This window comes from Rhizobium sp. TRM96647 (assembly GCF_025780115.1).
Classification (GTDB): Bacteria; Pseudomonadota; Alphaproteobacteria; order Rhizobiales; family Rhizobiaceae; genus Mycoplana.
In genome coordinates this window covers 1-15,086 of the sequence record NZ_JAOXHF010000029.1, presented here as the reverse complement: position 1 = coordinate 15,086, position 15,086 = coordinate 1, and the positions used below count along the sequence as shown (strand labels likewise).

Genomic DNA, 15,086 nt, shown 5'->3' with positions numbered 1-15,086 from the left:
AAGCGCAATCCGGTTTCAACGAAGGGTTTGCAAAGAACTTTTGAAACAGGCTTCACAATCATCAAGCGCCTCTTTCCGGCGACCTGCCGGCGCCACTCTTCGCCGGGACCGGCACCGGTCACCCAAAAGAGCGTATCGTAGAGCCGAGCATCGCGGTGGCCCCGGCCACGGCTCGGGAATTCGCGCATGCCCCTTCGGTTCTCGGTGCACCACAGGAGTTCTGGCACGTCACAGGCGCGGCAGGATCGGGATTCCGCTTTCGGGGATGTCTGTATCCCAGCGCGAGCGCGCGCAGCGTGTTCGCCCCATGCCTTCGTTGGCCAGATGCTTCAGCGTGGCGAGGTCATCACCGGTCAGAGTGCCGCCAGTTTGTCGCCGACGATCGAACGGCAGGATGGCGTCGAGTGCGTCCAGCTCTTCGGCGCGCCTGACCATCAGCGGGTCCGTACCTGAACTCTTATTGCTCATGGGAGAGCGGTCCCAGGAGGGGGACACCTTCGCTCCGGGCTGCACCGGCAAGTTTCCGGTCAGTATTGCGAGCGTTGCATTCTCGAGCAGCGCCAGCGCCAAAGAGGCGGCATCATAGGCGCTCAACTGATATCGGCGGGCCACCCGAACGACCTCTGCGTCGTCATTCCGGGAAATCAGCTGAAGGGGTAGCCCGCGAAACCTCCTCGTCGGCCATTCTGGTCATTACTTGCGCGGCGAACTCGTTTTCCTCATCCGGCAGCAACCAGACGCCGGCAATCGATGCATCGACAACAAACGACATCAATACCCGCGTCCCTCTTCACGCCACTCGCGGATCTCTTCCTGGGTGACGGGCTTGGCACGCGCGCGAATGGCGCGCACCGCCTCTATGGCAGCGAGACGCTGGCGGCGCACATCAATCGCGGTGAGGCGGGCGATGGGAACGTTACCGCGCGCCATGATCACTTCCTCGCCGGCCTCGACCCGAACCAGCAGCTCCGACAGATGCCCTTTGGCCTCGGAAATCTTGACTGTGCTGCTCATGTGGTTACCGCTCCAATAAACGCTGGCGCGCTGGCATGTTGCGCTCAGAAAAGATAGGAAACGATGCGGACCTTGGTCAAGCACCAGCTTCGATCACTGTCGAAACTAAAAAAATGGTGCGACTTTGGGGGCGGCCGGAAGGGGTCTTCTCGGCGACAGGCAGTGCGCATGCCGTCCCCGGATCACACGACACTGCAGCCATCGGGCTCGTCCGATGGCTGCATAGCGCTCGAATTTGCGCAGGGACCAGCGGCGCAGTCAGTTCGTGCGTTTGGCGGGGGGGATCACCCAGGATCCGTTGAGAATCGATGGATCGTTCTCGTCGGGCCAGTAGAGGCGCATCATCAGGTAGAACTTGCCCTTGGGTGCGGGCAGCCAATTCGCTTCCTTGTCCATCCCGGGGGACTTGTTCTGTATAAGGATGTCGACGGAGCCATCGGGATTTGCGTTCAAGTCCTGGCGTGCGCTGATTGAGTATCTGTTGATCGGATTGTCCACGAAGAAATAGTTTTCGTCGTACATGGTGATGGACCAAAAACCTTTGACCGGCGGAAGCTGACCCTTCTTGAAGGTCACGACATAATCGTCTGCCCCATCATAGCTGCGAGCAAACACACCATTTCCGTCCTTGCGTGAAGTCGGATACACAGCGTCCTGCGGTCGGTTTGCGCCAAGCCCAATGGCAGTGACGAGCGCCCGTTGGATATAGTTCGTGCCATAGACGCCGGTCTTCGTCGTGAACCCCCAGCCGTTGATGGTTTCAACATCGCTCGACTTGAAGTGCAGCATGATGCGGGCAAAACCGATTTCGGGGACGCGTTTTTCGAAAGCGGGATCGAACCTGGTTTTGTCGAAGTCGTGGCCGGGAACGAGGCCGATGGTGGCAAACCTTTCGAGCGCTGGCACGTCGGCGTCAGCCGGTGGATTACGCTTTATCAGATCGCTGAGCAGGGTGAAGTACTCAACCGCAGTCAAGCGGTTTACCTGGTCTCGCACAGCGGTTTTCATATCAATGGAAGGATCGACCTTGCCCGGAGGCGGCGTGTACTCCTTGCCCCAGGTCGACAGCGGCTGCAGTTTGCAGTTATCCTGGATTTTGTGCACGGCGGCATAGTCCTCGGGGGTGCCGGTGCAATAGATGCGACCGAGAAGCCAGACGATCGCCGTCGGTGACTTGTATTCCACGATGCCTTCCGGCAGCGAGCCAGACCAGTCGGGTCCGGTAATGGCAAAGGTCTGCGCCTTCTCGCCCGTGGTTCGGGCTCCTGGTACCTGGAACACATTGGTCCAGCCGTCGAGCATGGGGAAGAGGAAATAGCGCTCTTCCATGTCTGGATACGAGAAGACCCAGGGTTCTTCGCCGACATCGACGAAGGCAGTCGTATAGAGCGTGTCTGCGTTTGGGGCCGTGACGTCCCTGAAGGACGCGTTCGGATATTCCCTGAGCTTGATGAGATGGCCCATTGGGCCGCGCGAACCCTTTGCCTCGGCGACATTCGTGATGATGCGTCGCGTCATCTCCATGGTCACGAGCGGATACCCGTAGATATAAGCATCTATAGCCGTCCAGAAATCTTCAGAGCCGGTTACCAGGTCGGTGAGCGGCCCGTCGAGAGCATATGCCTGCGAAACGGCTGTCGAGGCGAGGAGGCTGGTGCCGCCGATCATCGCGGCGCGGCGTGAAATGGTCATGACTGATCTCCCTCAAGTCGTTGGTTAGTAGGGCAAGGGCCCAGGGTAATAGGGGTGATAGTAGGGATAGGGCACGGGCGGACGGTAGCCATAGGCGGCACCTGCCGCAGCACCGGCGTAGAACGCCCCGCGATAGGCTGTACGCCGGGCTGCGCCGGCGAAGGACAGAGGCGTGAAGGGCATGCCGATGATGTCGATGAAGACCGTGGCTGGACCGTCCGCATCGGCGGGAAGCGCGCCTTCGAGAACGGCGACGTCGAACGTTATGTTGCCGGCGCCCGCTTTCGGAGATTTCAGCGTCACCACGATGTCCTTCACGGTCGAGCCGTCCTTTGCAAACACCGATACGGTGGCATTGGGCGGATCCGTGGCGAAGCTGTCCGACCCCTCATCCCATTCTTCCAGCAGATGCGCAGTCAGCGCATGGCCGGCGGCCCTGACGGGCCGGTCGGCGAAGATGATCGCGTTCGGAGCCGCTCCCACAAGGGTCAGCTTGTTGCCATCGAGTTTTGCGCCGGCCGCATTCATCACGATGAGCGCCGGCTCGACCATCGGCTTCTGCGTGCCGCCGATCACTTTCTGCGCTGGTGCCTGGATCGCGTCCTGTGCAACCGCTGGTCCAGACACCGCGGCGCAGATAAGCAAGGCAAGAATTGTCAACGTCGATTTCATTCCACGCTCCTCTTTGGCTTGTTACGGCTGTCGTCGGTCGCCCCGTTCGATCGGCACAACTTTGACGCGCCGCAGCTCTGCACCAATCTCCGCCAGCGCGCCGCGAATAAAGCACAACCACTCCAGTCGTCTCTCTGCTCGCTTGGCCCCTGAAAGACGATCGACCGCGGCCAATGCTTTCTCGGCTACCGCAAGCTCATCACACACCTCACGGAAGCTCTCGCTATCATGCGCGAGGGCCTCGATCTGTCTGGCACTATCCGGGAAATGCCGGATGACCGCGTCGACCGCATCTGCGTTCACTCTTGTCATGACGAACTCCGACCTGGCTGTCGCCATGGCGGGCTTTATAGCGTGACAGAGCGCAACTTCTGCGTAACATTACGCGAAGTTTGGGGTAACAAGTGCCATGCGTAGTTGGGTGGGGGGCATACGGAACATCCGTGGGCCACGCATACTGGTCGATAAGCCAATTGAAACTGTGATCGCGGCTTCCGTCGAGGGGTCAGCGATCGTTTCTGTTGCCGACAGGGTTCGCGGCTCGCTCGCGTGTATTTTGCAGAGCCCGGACTTCGAAGCCACGCCAAGATCGCGTCGCTTTCTCACCTATATTGTCGAAGAGACGCTGGGCGGCCGCGGAGAGCGTATCAAGGCGTTCTCCATTGCTACGGATGTGTTCGGCCGGGGTGTTGATTTCGACGCCCATTCCGATCCGATCGTACGGCTTGAAGCTGGGCGACTGCGGCGCGCATTGGAACAGTATTATCAGCGCGCCGGACGGGAGGATCCCGTAGTCATCTCGATCCCGAAGGGTGCCTATGTCCCCGTGTTTGAACCACGCGTCATCTTGCCAGCCAGTCTACCAGGAACGCTACCCGGGCGGCGACCACTTGTTTTCGGTGTCGTCACGGTCCTCGGTCTTCTGGCCGTCGCGGTTTGGATCATTGGCGCAGTGCCCTGGCGTGAAGATCCTGGCGCGCCTGCCGTGCCGCGCCTCCTCGTTCGGCCCTTCGAGGACCTCGCCCAGTCCGGAAACTCGGCCACCTTCGCTAAGGGCCTCACCCACGAAATCATTGGGCAAGTGGCGAAATTCAAGGACATCGTTACTGTTGAGGATCGGAACTCCGATGCCAACGCCTTGGAAAGGGCACGTTACGAGCTGTCGGGTAGCGTCAGCCTAACGCAGGACAAGGTTCGTTTGCAGGCGCGCGTTGTAAGCACGGAGGATGCCAGCGTTTTGTGGGCTCAGACCTACGAGGCCGACTTCGAACCCTCGCAAGTGATCGCGATAGAGGAGAGTATCGCAAGTCAGGTTGCTACGGCGCTTGGACAGCCTTACGGCGCAATTTTCAGAGCCGATTCGGAGCGAAGTGTGCATCAAGCGCCGGACGACTGGACCGCCTATTCTTGTACCCTGTCTTATTATGCCTACCGCGCCAACATCGATGCCAAGACCCATCCCGTTGTCCGCCGATGTCTTGAGGATGCGGTTGGACGGTTCCCCAAATACGCAACGGCCTGGGCACTCCTCTCCCAGACCTATATTGACGAAATCCGCTTCGGTTACCCGATTGATCCGTCAATGCCTCCCGCATCGCTCGATCGGGCGTTGGCCGCCGCGCGTCGTGCAGTAGAGATTGACCCGCAAAACGTCCGAGCTCTCCAGGCCGAGATGTTTGCCCTATACTTCAACGGACAAATCGACGCGAGCCTCTCGCTGGGGAAGCAGGCGCTAGCCACCAACCCTAACGATACGGAATTGATGGGCGAGTATGGCACCCGTCTGGCCGTGTCTGGACGTTGGGAAGAGGGGTGCGAGCTGATCGCCTCGGCCCGCGACCGCAACCCGGGACCCTTCGGATACTATGAGGCTATTCTATCGGTGTGCGCGTATTTCCGTGACGACTATCAGACAGCAGTTATGTGGATTGGAAAGTCGGGGGCCACCGAAAATCCAGCCTATCATTTGATTGCGGCGGCGGTCCTCGCTGAAGCCGGACTGGCGGAGGAAGCGGCGGCCGAGCGAAACTGGCTGATGGCCAATGCGCCCGGCTTTGTTGGCGATATCTGGACTTGGACGGTTCTTCGCTATGCGAGAGCTGAAGATCGGGAGCGCTTTATCGGTTCGCTGCGCAAGGCCGGTCTTCCGATACCGCCTCGACGGACGGCATTGCAATAAGAGGTCGTCTTGCCCGCGATACTTATCTCTTCCGCCGCCAAATCGATCACTATCGATACAGGATTCACACCATTGATGCGCCGCCTGGCGGCGGTGGACGGGTTCAAGCCGTGAGCTGGGTTGAATTCACGCCAACCCAGAACCGGACCGATGATCCGGTCCTTCGTACAGTAACTTAATAGATCATCGCGGCAAGCACACCCACAGTCGGAATCACTACCGTGACCAGCGTTGCCGCCAGCACCGTAGTGACCTTCCAGAACCGGTCGCGCCTGGCGCGTTGGTCATTCCACTCCCGTCCTCCTAGCTTAGGCCCATCGAATCATTGGACAGAAGCTGAGTCGAGCTGGTTTGCGAAACGGGTATCCGCGGAGACATCCAAAATCGACAACGTTTCACTTTCACCCTTCGCCGATGAACTTGTCGGGCAACCGGGTTCGCCAGCCACCGGTGAAGCCGTGCCCCATGGCGATCGAAGCAAACCTGAGCTTCTCTTCTACGGCATCGCGCTCGGCCGGCAGCGTTCGGATCGCTTCCAGCGCGTTGCCCTCGTGCAATTCAAGGATCGCGGCCGCCTCGTCGATCGGCGGCGGTTCATCTGCGGTGGTGTCGCTCAATGGAGCGGCGCGGAGTTGGCTGCCAGCCTTGCGCAGCACATAGATGGGATGCAGTGCTTCCAGGTGTTTCTGCGCCTCCGCACGACGCGCAAGCATGCGCTCACGAAGCGCCTGTGCGGCTGCGATCGCGGCGACGCCTGACTTTGTCGGTACTGGCCATAACGAGAACTCCCTGGTCCATTCGCCGCAACGCGCTGTGGATCGTCAACGCGCCGATGAATAACCGCATTTTCGAGACGTGGTTCGAGACACAGCTCGCTCCCACCCTGTAGCCAGGGGACGTGGTCATTCTCGACAAAGTCGGATTTGACAAGAGCAAACGGGCCGAAGAACTGGTCAAGGTGCGAGGCGCTTGGCTCCTGTTTCTGCCGCCCTACCCATCCGATCTCAATCCGATCAAAATGGTGTTCTCCCAGCTGAAAACACTTCTGCGAAAGCGCGCCGGCCGCAGCTTCGACGCTATTGCTCACGCCCTCGGCGACATCTGTAGCCTCTTCTGCCTCACAGAATGCCGCGACTACTCCAAGGCCACCGGACACGAGGTCGATTAAACGCGCTTTGCTTTAGATTTTCGCAGAGGGATTTCATTCCAAAATCCCCCTCTCGGAGGAGGGAGCGAGCGCAACAAATGTTTTTTGGGGCCGCCGGCGATTTCGAGAGCTTCCTTCAGGATTTCGCTCTCCATCGTCTTCTTGGCCAACCGGCGTGCAAGTCCTCACATGGGCTTAATCGCCCAGACGCTGGTCGTCCTGGCTTCGAAGCGCTTCTGGCGGCGCGTCGTCATCTCCCGCTCGAGCAGAATGGTGACCGCGACAACAGAGCAGGGTGCTTGCCCGATGAACTTCACCGCAAACATCTGGCGGCTGTCAAACACCGCAATCTCAGGACCAATGCCATCGCCACCCTGAATCTGGCTGGTCAGATTTCACCTATCGACCGGACGTTGTGCAACTTGTATTCTATAAATTGTAGGAAACTCCCCTACAAGCCCCCAACTGAAATTGCCCGGCGCGCCCCTCACGCCGGGCTTTTTATAGTGGGGAGTGTCTCGACTGGTGATGTCACGTTATTTGCCGCAGTCAGGCGAAGGGCTCTGGGTTGGACTCAATCTACCGTGCCGGTCACAGCCTTCTACTGCGCCATTGCGTGGATGAGATAAATGTGAGTAGTGGGCGGAGTGCTCCTTGCTGGACGGGATGAATTGATTTCTGATTGCCGAAAAGACCGAAATGAACCGTTGCAATTCGCCGCCGGCGGATCGAAAGCCTTGCATCACCCATTCTCGTTTCCGCAGTGGGAGGTGGGAATTTTCCGCGCGATTGTCAGACTTTGTGCGATCGGTGTTCGACGGCAGGCATGAGATCTCGCTTTGCCGCTCCATATGAGCGAAGTTTATCGGTGGCGATCCGCTTCGGTGACGGCATCTTCGAAGTGCACCCGGAATCGAAGCCGATGCTCGAAGTCGTCGCCGAGGCCCTGGGGATTAAGAGGCTCCTAACCGTCGCCACCGGCGGCAACAGCTATGAAGCCGAGCGCGAGCAATGGGACGTCGGCAACAACGTCGTGGCGCTCGAACCCGGAAAAGTGATCGCTTACGACCGCAATACTCACACAATACGCTTCTGCGCAAGGCCGGCGTGGAGGTCATCACCATCCGCGGCTCCGAACTCGGCCGCGACCCAATCGGCGGGCATTGGCGGGAACCAGCCTGAGGAAAAATTTGAACGATCCGACCTACCTCTTGAACAGTCTTGGAGCAGCATCATGAGCCTCAATCTTCGCGACCGTTCGCTTCTCACGGTATAGGACTGTATACGCCAAACGAGTTCCCTTCCTTCTCGATTTCGCACATGACCTCAAGCGCGCCCGAACCGAAGCACCTCGAAGGCAAGCAGATAATTCCTGATATTCGAAAAGACTTCGCCCCGAACCCGCTGCGCGTTCGAAGTCGCCTGATCGGACCAAGGCGCAAACGTGACCTACCTCGACCCGGCCGGCTCGCAGATCGGCCACAAAGAGTCCTTCAAGGACACCGCCCGCGTCCTCGGCCGCATGTATAATGCGATCGAATACCGCGGATCCGAGCAGGCAGGCGTGGAGACGCTCGCCAAGTACTCCAGCGTTCCCGTCTATGACGGTCTCACCGACGAATATTACCCCATGCAGATGCTCGCCGACGTGAAGCCCATCGCCGAGGACAAATAAGCCTATGTCGGCGACACCTGGCTTAGTGGCATCGGAAGCTTAACGAACGTGGACCTCGGTGTGCGATTAGGGGCCCATGAGAAACCGTGACCCGTTTTGTCGCCGCTCTCCTGGTCGGCTTGGCGACAAGATGTACCTCGATGAAGCCGCCGTTTCGATCCGCGGGAAGAAGCATTGGCGCTGGCGCGCCGTCGGCCAGGATGGTTTCGTCTTGAAGGTTCTGGTGCAAAGCCGCCGCAATGCCAAGGCGGCCAAACGCCTGATCCGCAAGCTGTTGAAGGGGTGAGTCCGAGCGCCGGGGAGATGATTACCGACAAGCTTTGGTCATATGCTGCTGCAAAGCGAGAAATCATACCGGGTGTCGAACATCGCTCTCACAAAGGCTTGAACAATCGTGCAGAGAATTCCCACCAGCCAGTCCGGCGACGAGAGCGGATCATGAAGCGCTTCACGGGCTTCACAATCATCAAGTACCTCTTCCCGGCGAGCTTCAGGCGCCGCGCGTCGCAGGGACCGGCATCGGTCACCCAAAAGTGCGTATCGGAGAGCCGAGCATGGCGGTGGCCGCGGCCACGGCTCGGGAATTCGCGCATGCCGCTTTGGGGGGTGTCTGTTTCCCAGCCAAACCAGTAGGAATCGAGCAACAGCGTACCCGACGGCCAGTCCGGTGTCGAACCATCTTGCTGCCAACTCGCCTTCAAGCTAGTGTATCGGTTGCACGACCTTCGCCATGGGCGGCACAGCAGGAATTTCCTCCCTGAGGATGCATGTGCGGCAACGTCCGGCGATCACGCTGATTCACTCCTGCGCCGGACGCGGGAGGAAACCTTGTCGCGTCAATCATCTAGAACCACCAAGCTCGAAGAACCGTTCGAAACGGATCAGATGTCCGATGACGGATTCATCGTCCGGCAAGCTGCAGAACTTTATGGAGGTAATGCGGCAACGGCCGTCGCTCTCTGCGGGCTGGATTCTTGGCTTGAGGGAAAGGAAAGCGAATTTCGACGGTGGAGCCGAATATTCCGCAGACTGCGAAACTAGCCAATCGGCGCCCCAAGCGCCCGATGGGACTTGGAGCAATGGAGCAGAAGCCTGCCCCCCGCGACCGTCCAGGTCCGACGAAGCTCGAAATCCTCGCTCGTGTGAACGACCCATTTATTGGCGCGGCTTCGCATCACTGCCGGCGAGCCCCCGCTTGTTGCTGCAGCGGTTGGGATCGGAGATCGACAGCGTTGCCACCTTGCGCGCCGAGGCAATCGAGGCATCCTCCGAGATCTGCCGCAATGTCTGCGTGGCGACGAGCGCCGGCGCGTCGGTGACCGGGGCAACCGCGAGGCTGAAGGTCCGGGTTGACCCCGCCAGAGGGCGGTCGTCGTTGCTGTCCTCGACTGCGGCTTGAAGGAGATATGGTCGATTCTGTTCCGGAATAAGGCGCCGGAAAGCCCGCTTCAGCGGGTCAGAACTGACCACGAGGTCAACCGCCGCCGGCGCGTGTGGTCCCTCGGATCGCAGCAGTCACTTGCCTCGCAATCCAGCCTCGACCTCCGCCGGCATCCCGTGCGCGGGTTCGCGCGTGCGCCGATGGCCCGGACGGCCTCTATGGCGGCGAGACGCTGGCGGCGTTCGTCGATCGCTATCAGGCGGGCGATAGGGGCGTTGCCGCGGGCGATGATCACTTCTTCTCCGGCCTCGACCCGAGCCAGCAGTTCCGACAGATGCGCCTTGGCCTCGGAAATCTTGACTGCTCATGCAGCTTCGCTCATGGTTCGTTGGCACGCGTACGCGCAATCCAACAAAAATAGGAGCCCAATGGAACCTGATCAACTATCAGATTTGGTCCCTATGGATAGTACGGCCTGTGCGCGCACAGGCCGTCCGTGAAGGCGCGCCGCAGGCCCGCAGGTGGCCGTTCGGTTTCATCAAGTCCCGATCTTCGACGGCAAGCGAAGAGCGGATGATCCTTTCTGAAGTGCCTCGGCCAGAGCCATCCCTTGCTGCTGCTGCCGCCGCTCTTGCCGTTCAATGCCCGACTGCCTTCGGCACACCGAAGTCAAATCCTTCAGTCTGCTTTGCGCCTTGAACTCGGCCGTAAAGACCAACCTGGCCGCTACCCGAAAGCAGCCGTTGCCGGCGACAGGGCTTGACGGCTTGTGCGCCGCAAGCGGACGTTGGTCTTCAGCCCACCAGGCGACGGGAGAGCAGCCGAGCGGTCTTGCCGATGGTTCGAACTTTTCGAAGGGCGATCCGGCTCTTCAGAGTCCGAGCATTTTCTTCGCTTCGCCGAGAGCTGCCTCCGAGCCTGTGTGGTCGCCGGACTGGTGTAACTGTTCGCCTTGCTGGCGTAGCTGTTTGACCTTGGCCATGTCGGCTTCAGACAGGGAGGCGTTCGGGAGGGCTGCGTCAATTGCCGCCATCATGGTGGGGCACTGATTGGCGAAAGCATTCACAGGCGCGAGCGCCAAAAAAAGGGCAATTGAAATCCTGACAATCATGGGGGTCGCTCCTCCAAAGCCGGAGCGTGGATGCCTCTCCGGCAACTAATGGATGATAGCCCAGCATCGGCCCCGCGCCAATGGCGGTCGACCAAGACAAGCCCCAAACTAAAGCGCCACGGAGACCATTTTGCCGATACGTTTACATCCCGATTATGCTGTAAAATGATCTGGTAACGAGTGAAGGAGCATCGGCAATGGCACTCTACCTGACACGCTTCTGCTACACACCGCAAACCTGGGATCGATTGACACGAAATCCCGAAGACCGTCGGGATGCCGCGCGCAGTTACATTGAATCAGTCGGAGGTAAGCTTCACGGCTTTTGGTATGCATTCGGATCGCACGACGGGTATAACCTGTGGGAGGCACCCGACAACGTCTCGATGGCCGCCGTCGCAATCGCGATTGGAGGCGGTGGCGCTGTGTCAAAGTTCGAGACAACGCCACTGCTTACGGTGGAGGAAACACTGGAGGCTATGGAGTTAGCAAGAACGGTTGGTTATCGATCGCCCGGAGCGTAGGTGTGGGTCTTGCACCTATCCAATTCGGCATGCCTAGCGGTGCCTATTTCAAAAAGATGAACGTGCCGGGCGGCGGTGCCTTCCCAAAAGCAGACGCGCACATGGTGAGCTCCGACGGCACCAATGCGCTCCAAGCCGGACATACAGTCCATCAACCGGTATCTCGAAAGCGGACGCCGGGACTGCCGAGGTTACCCCGATCGCAGTCAATAGCGAGTATCGCCAGAAATGGTGCGGTCAGGGCTCCGCTTTTCCAGCGGGAGCCCTGACCATTAGCCTCATAATCCTTGGGCCAACTACAGCTTTGCCACCTCGATCTTCGGTGGCTGCCAGGAGCCGTCAAGGATCGCCTCCTTGCCCCAATAGGCGCGGATGTAGAGCGAGAAGGTGCCGTCCGGTGCCGGCAGCCAATTGCTCTCCTTGTCGCCGACTGGGTTCTTTGCGCCGGCGTAAAGGGTGAGCGATCCGTCCGTGTTGCGTTTGAGCGAGGTGTTCTTCGTGCCGAGCGAATAGCGCTTCAGGTCGTTTGGATGGAAGAAATGTTCCTCGTTGTAGAGCGTCATGGACCAGAAGCCATTGACAGGTGGCTCTTCTCCCTTCGCAAATGTAATCGAGTAGGTCTTTCCACCTACCAACTGTGCGCCGGTCGAGTCGAAATCCGTGTAGAAATACTGCGTCTCGTTCGGCCGGTTCTCGAACATGTTCGATTTCGACGTGGCCACCCGATTGTAGTAGTCGAGACCGAATTCAGCATTGTTCATCGAACGGTTCCAGCCGTTGCCGGCCGGCTTCCCGTTTGTTGCCCATTCGCGGAAGCGAACGATCACGTCTTTTTCGGTAGCGACGGCTTCCTCGATGATGACTTTCTTCACGGCCGGATCGGCTGCGGCTACGTCGTTCAGCCAGCGAAACTGGGCATACATGGCCTCTTCTCCCGGCTGTGGCGGGCCGGCTCGGAGTCGAGATCGAAGAAGCCTTGCCCATAAACAACGTCTTGGTTGGGGCACGCAATGGCGCGTTCGCTGGGCTCGATGTAGTCGTGCAACATGCCAATTTGGCCTCGCGGGGCGACTGGCAGCACGCCCCCGAGTAAGCCCGGATGCGGCGCTTGCGTAATTCGAGCGCGACGATTGTACATGTTCGCCATCGGCCAGGCCCAAATATAGGCACTGCGGGCAAGCGACCGTACATAGGATTCAAGCGGCTTCACCTCCGCCGTCGTCGTGGCAAGCTTTGCGCTGCTCTCCGACGTTACCTGTTCGGCCGGCGCTGCGGATGTCATGAGCGACGCGCCGGTTATCGCAACGGGAACGGCTGCGCCTGCCCCTATGGCCGCCAATGAAGCAGCACCGAAGCCGCCTTTGACGATGTCGCGACGGGAAATTTCCAGATGATTGTCGGATTTCGTTTTCATTGCAGTATCCTCACTTAAAAGGACAAGGCATCACTTCACCTTGACAACGTCGTCGGGCTTCCAGGTCTGATCGAAGAAGTCTACTCCAGTGCCGTAGAGGCGCACCGTCGCGATGAAGTTCCGGGCCTCTACGGTCTGGATGAAGTTCGTGTCCGGCGCATCCGCAGGCTTGGAGGGGCCGAACCACAGATCGATCGATCCGTCCGCGTTCTTCGCCACCGCTTCATTCAGGCTGTTGATGGACGGCATCTGCTGCTTTGTCTCGACCATCGTTCCATCGGTGATGTTGTAGAGTGTCACCGCCCAGAATAGTGCTGCCGGCGCATTGGGCGGCAGATGAAGCTTGTAGGTGTTCGACCCGTTTAGGAAATCGCCATTCGAATCCCGTCGCGCCGTGGGGTATTTCGATCCGGCTCCCAGCGTGTGCATGACCATGGCCGGCGCAGATGAAAAGGCGATCTGGAAGAAGCCAGCGCGCTGATCCACGTCGAGATAGGAGCTCTGCAACCATTCGGATGTCGCGCCTGCCCAGACGTTCTCGTACTGCCTGTCCTTGTAGTAGAAGTTGCGCTCGTCTGCCCGGCCCACCTGCCGGTTCGCCAAAATCATTTTCGGGGCCGTTTCCACGGCCTTCTTCAACAGTTCCTTCTGCTTCGTCGTCGGATTGAAGGGCTGGCCCTTGACGATACCGATCGATGCCAGTACGCCGCGCAACTCGGGATTGATCGCCGTAACCGGTTCGTAATCGACGAACGCCTTCAGCTTGTCCCAGTAGGTGTTGTCCACCGGATACATCATCTGGACACGCTTGCCGCTGCCGTCCGGAAACTCCATCGGCTTGCTGTCTTTTTCCGGAGCCCAAAGCGGATAGATGCGGGTCTGCTCGGCCAGGGCAACCGCCTGTTTCGGGTCCGGCGCGGTTGCGCCCTTGCCCATGACCGTGCGGAAGAACAGCATGACGTTATAGGTGCTCGACTTGAAGGCGAAATAACCCTGCGGAATTTCGCCGTCGCAATCCGGCGGCAGCAGAAGATAGAGGCCGCCGCGGGCACGGTCGGGTCCGATCGCGCCGACATCCGTGATCGTGCGCTGGAAGAGATCGGTGAACATGCTGATCACATCGCGCGGTGCGGCGACGACCAGGGGGCCGGTCTCCTTGAGATCGAGAAAGCTCAGCGAATAGATCACGTCACCGTTGGGCGTCGGAATCCAGGCGCGCGAATCCATCCGCTCTTTCCAGATCGGTAGAACATTATAGCCCTTGCCGAACGCTGCCTCGGAACCATCTCGCATGCCGATGGTGTTTAGCGCCGGCAACATCGTAGTATAAGCGTAGATGGCGCGCTGATAGTATAGATCATCCAGCAAGGACTCGGCTTCTGCCTGGGGGAGCCAGTTTCCGTTGTTGATCTGCTCGACGAGCGGCGGCGCGGATGCCTGCTGCGCCAAAACCGAAGACGTTGAAAGAAGGGAGGCCGCTGCGGCGACCAGTACTATCGCTTTCAGTCTCATTATTGTTGATTTGCACTGAGAACTGACCCGGGATTGCGGGAAATTATCACTGAGATTTGACCCATGTTTCAATCATCCCTCGCGAGGTTTCAGCGGGGGCTCTGGAGTGATCGACATGGCGTTACTGAGCGTAATCCGACGCTGGCATTTTCGAGAGCATCTATCGATCCGGGAGATTTGCCGCAGGACCGGCCTGTCCCAGAACACTGTCCGCAAGTACCTGCGCCTGGACGGCGTCGAGCCGAAGTTCAAGATCCCGGAGCGGCCGAGCAAGCTTGATCCGTTCGCGGATCGGCTGTCGGCCTGGCTGAAGACGGAATCGAAGAAGGGCCGCAAGCAAAGACGCACCCTGAAGCAACTCCATGCCGCCCTGGTGAGCCTTGGCTATGACGGCTCCTATTGCCGTGTTGCGGCGTTTGCCCGGGAATGGAAGGCAGACCGGCAGAGGGAGTTCCAGACGACAGGGCGCGGAACGTTCGTGCCTCTGGCCTTCTAACCGGGCGAAGCGTTCCAGTTCGACTGGTCGGAGGACTGGGCGATCATCGGGAATGAGCGCACCAAGCTGCAGGTGGCGCATACGAAGCTGAGCTACAGCCGCGCCTTCATCGTACGAGCCTATCTCCTCCAGACGCATGAGATGCTGTTCGATGCCCATAATCATGCATTCCGGGTCTTCGGCGGCATTCCTGGCCGCGGCATCTACGACAATCTATGGACGCCTCCCGGGCGAGATGAACATTTGGCGGCACTCGGCATTGGATGCGT

General features: G+C 59.4%; 17 protein-coding genes and 8 pseudogenes. 7 read left to right on the top strand and 18 right to left on the bottom strand.

Annotated features, from left to right (window positions below):
• The 7 genes and pseudogenes from OCK02_RS25730 to OCK02_RS25700 form a co-directional block, all read right to left on the bottom strand.
• Positions 1 to 188, bottom strand: a 188-nt coding sequence (locus OCK02_RS25730) for a hypothetical protein (protein ID WP_263815505.1), incomplete at its 3' end; no start/stop codon positions are given.
• An 83-nt stretch (positions 189 to 271) separates the two neighbouring features.
• Positions 272 to 468: pseudogene (locus tag OCK02_RS25725) on the bottom strand (integrase); the annotation flags it as partial.
• 163 nt (positions 469 to 631) lie between these two features.
• Entirely contained in the window at positions 632 to 772 is a 141-nt protein-coding gene (locus OCK02_RS25720) for a hypothetical protein (RefSeq protein WP_263815502.1), read from the bottom strand.
• Positions 772 to 1,014: a type II toxin-antitoxin system Phd/YefM family antitoxin gene (locus tag OCK02_RS25715; RefSeq protein ID WP_263815501.1), complete on the bottom strand. Its 243-nt coding sequence runs from the start codon at positions 1,012 to 1,014 to the stop codon at positions 772 to 774. Before OCK02_RS25715 ends, OCK02_RS25720 begins: the two co-directional genes overlap by 1 nt.
• Positions 1,015 to 1,272: 258 nt before the next feature.
• The gene (locus tag OCK02_RS25710) at positions 1,273 to 2,706 is read right to left on the bottom strand and encodes a DUF1254 domain-containing protein (RefSeq protein WP_263815500.1); all 1,434 of its coding nucleotides are present in this window, start codon (positions 2,704 to 2,706) and stop codon (positions 1,273 to 1,275) included.
• A 24-nt stretch (positions 2,707 to 2,730) separates the two neighbouring features.
• A complete protein-coding gene (locus tag OCK02_RS25705; protein ID WP_263815499.1) occupies positions 2,731 to 3,378 on the bottom strand; it encodes a hypothetical protein in 648 nt (215 codons plus the stop codon).
• A 21-nt stretch (positions 3,379 to 3,399) separates the two neighbouring features.
• A complete protein-coding gene (locus tag OCK02_RS25700; RefSeq protein WP_263815498.1) occupies positions 3,400 to 3,690 on the bottom strand; it encodes a hypothetical protein in 291 nt (96 codons plus the stop codon).
• Positions 3,691 to 3,787: 97 nt separating this feature from the next.
• Between OCK02_RS25700 and OCK02_RS25695 the strand changes: the two genes are divergently transcribed.
• Entirely contained in the window at positions 3,788 to 5,557 is a 1,770-nt protein-coding gene (locus OCK02_RS25695) for a hypothetical protein (protein ID WP_263815497.1), read from the top strand.
• A gap of 401 nt (positions 5,558 to 5,958) precedes the next feature.
• Here OCK02_RS25695 and OCK02_RS25690 read toward each other — a convergent pair whose 3' ends face one another.
• Entirely contained in the window at positions 5,959 to 6,270 is a 312-nt protein-coding gene (locus OCK02_RS25690) for a hypothetical protein (protein ID WP_263815496.1), read from the bottom strand.
• A gap of 185 nt (positions 6,271 to 6,455) precedes the next feature.
• On the opposite strand from OCK02_RS25690, the gene OCK02_RS25685 reads away from it, so the two are divergent.
• Entirely contained in the window at positions 6,456 to 6,725 is a 270-nt protein-coding gene (locus tag OCK02_RS25685; RefSeq protein ID WP_263815495.1) for a transposase, read from the top strand.
• 13 nt (positions 6,726 to 6,738) lie between these two features.
• On the opposite strand, the pseudogene OCK02_RS25680 reads toward OCK02_RS25685, so the two are convergent.
• From OCK02_RS25680 to OCK02_RS25670, 3 genes and pseudogenes are all read right to left on the bottom strand, one after another.
• A pseudogene (locus tag OCK02_RS25680) lies at positions 6,739 to 6,886 on the bottom strand (IS3 family transposase); the annotation flags it as partial.
• A gap of 3 nt (positions 6,887 to 6,889) precedes the next feature.
• Positions 6,890 to 7,048 (bottom strand): hypothetical protein, encoded by a 159-nt coding sequence (locus OCK02_RS25675; RefSeq protein ID WP_263815494.1) that lies wholly within the window; start codon positions 7,046 to 7,048, stop codon positions 6,890 to 6,892.
• Positions 7,049 to 7,305: 257 nt separating this feature from the next.
• Positions 7,306 to 7,592, bottom strand: a pseudogene (locus tag OCK02_RS25670) (DDE-type integrase/transposase/recombinase); the annotation flags it as partial.
• Here OCK02_RS25670 and OCK02_RS25665 point away from each other — a divergent pair.
• From OCK02_RS25665 to OCK02_RS25655, 3 pseudogenes are all read left to right on the top strand, one after another.
• Positions 7,561 to 7,886 (top strand): annotated as a pseudogene (locus OCK02_RS25665) (arginine deiminase family protein); the annotation flags it as partial. The pseudogenes OCK02_RS25670 and OCK02_RS25665 overlap by 32 nt on opposite strands.
• A 52-nt stretch (positions 7,887 to 7,938) precedes the next feature.
• Positions 7,939 to 8,376, top strand: a pseudogene (locus OCK02_RS25660) (ornithine carbamoyltransferase subunit F); the annotation flags it as partial.
• A 103-nt stretch (positions 8,377 to 8,479) separates the two neighbouring features.
• Positions 8,480 to 8,829, top strand: a pseudogene (locus tag OCK02_RS25655) (IS6 family transposase); the annotation flags it as partial.
• Here OCK02_RS25655 and OCK02_RS25650 read toward each other — a convergent pair.
• From OCK02_RS25650 to OCK02_RS25635, 4 genes and pseudogenes are all read right to left on the bottom strand, one after another.
• Positions 8,754 to 9,080, bottom strand: a complete 327-nt coding sequence (locus OCK02_RS25650; protein ID WP_263815504.1) for a hypothetical protein — start codon at positions 9,078 to 9,080, stop codon at positions 8,754 to 8,756. The pseudogene OCK02_RS25655 and the gene OCK02_RS25650 sit on opposite strands and share 76 nt — an antisense overlap.
• 454 nt (positions 9,081 to 9,534) lie before the next feature.
• Positions 9,535 to 9,849 carry a hypothetical protein gene (locus OCK02_RS25645; RefSeq protein ID WP_263815493.1) on the bottom strand — a complete coding sequence of 105 codons (315 nt, stop codon included), beginning with the start codon at positions 9,847 to 9,849 and terminating at the stop codon, positions 9,535 to 9,537.
• 113 nt (positions 9,850 to 9,962) lie between these two features.
• Positions 9,963 to 10,115 (bottom strand): annotated as a pseudogene (locus tag OCK02_RS25640) (type II toxin-antitoxin system Phd/YefM family antitoxin); the annotation flags it as partial.
• A 516-nt stretch (positions 10,116 to 10,631) separates the two neighbouring features.
• Positions 10,632 to 10,871: a hypothetical protein gene (locus OCK02_RS25635; protein ID WP_263815492.1), complete on the bottom strand. Its 240-nt coding sequence runs from the start codon at positions 10,869 to 10,871 to the stop codon at positions 10,632 to 10,634.
• A 197-nt stretch (positions 10,872 to 11,068) separates the two neighbouring features.
• Between OCK02_RS25635 and OCK02_RS25630 the strand changes: the two genes are divergently transcribed.
• Positions 11,069 to 11,395 (top strand): GYD domain-containing protein, encoded by a 327-nt coding sequence (locus tag OCK02_RS25630; protein WP_263815491.1) that lies wholly within the window; start codon positions 11,069 to 11,071, stop codon positions 11,393 to 11,395.
• Positions 11,396 to 11,691: 296 nt separating this feature from the next.
• On the opposite strand, the gene OCK02_RS25625 is transcribed toward OCK02_RS25630, so the two are convergent.
• Genes OCK02_RS25625 through OCK02_RS25615 form a run of 3 tightly spaced genes read right to left on the bottom strand, consistent with a single transcriptional unit; the run spans position 11,692 to position 14,321 of the window.
• Positions 11,692 to 12,318, bottom strand: coding sequence for a DUF1214 domain-containing protein (locus OCK02_RS25625; RefSeq protein WP_263815490.1), 627 nt, complete (start codon positions 12,316 to 12,318; stop codon positions 11,692 to 11,694).
• Positions 12,294 to 12,809 (bottom strand): DUF1254 domain-containing protein, encoded by a 516-nt coding sequence (locus OCK02_RS25620; RefSeq protein WP_263815489.1) that lies wholly within the window; start codon positions 12,807 to 12,809, stop codon positions 12,294 to 12,296. Before OCK02_RS25620 ends, OCK02_RS25625 begins: the two co-directional genes overlap by 25 nt.
• Before the next feature lie 30 nt (positions 12,810 to 12,839).
• Positions 12,840 to 14,321: a DUF1254 domain-containing protein gene (locus tag OCK02_RS25615; protein ID WP_412178927.1), complete on the bottom strand. Its 1,482-nt coding sequence runs from the start codon at positions 14,319 to 14,321 to the stop codon at positions 12,840 to 12,842.
• A gap of 115 nt (positions 14,322 to 14,436) precedes the next feature.
• Here OCK02_RS25615 and istA point away from each other — a divergent pair.
• A pseudogene (gene istA, locus OCK02_RS25610) lies at positions 14,437 to 15,086 on the top strand (IS21 family transposase); the annotation flags it as partial.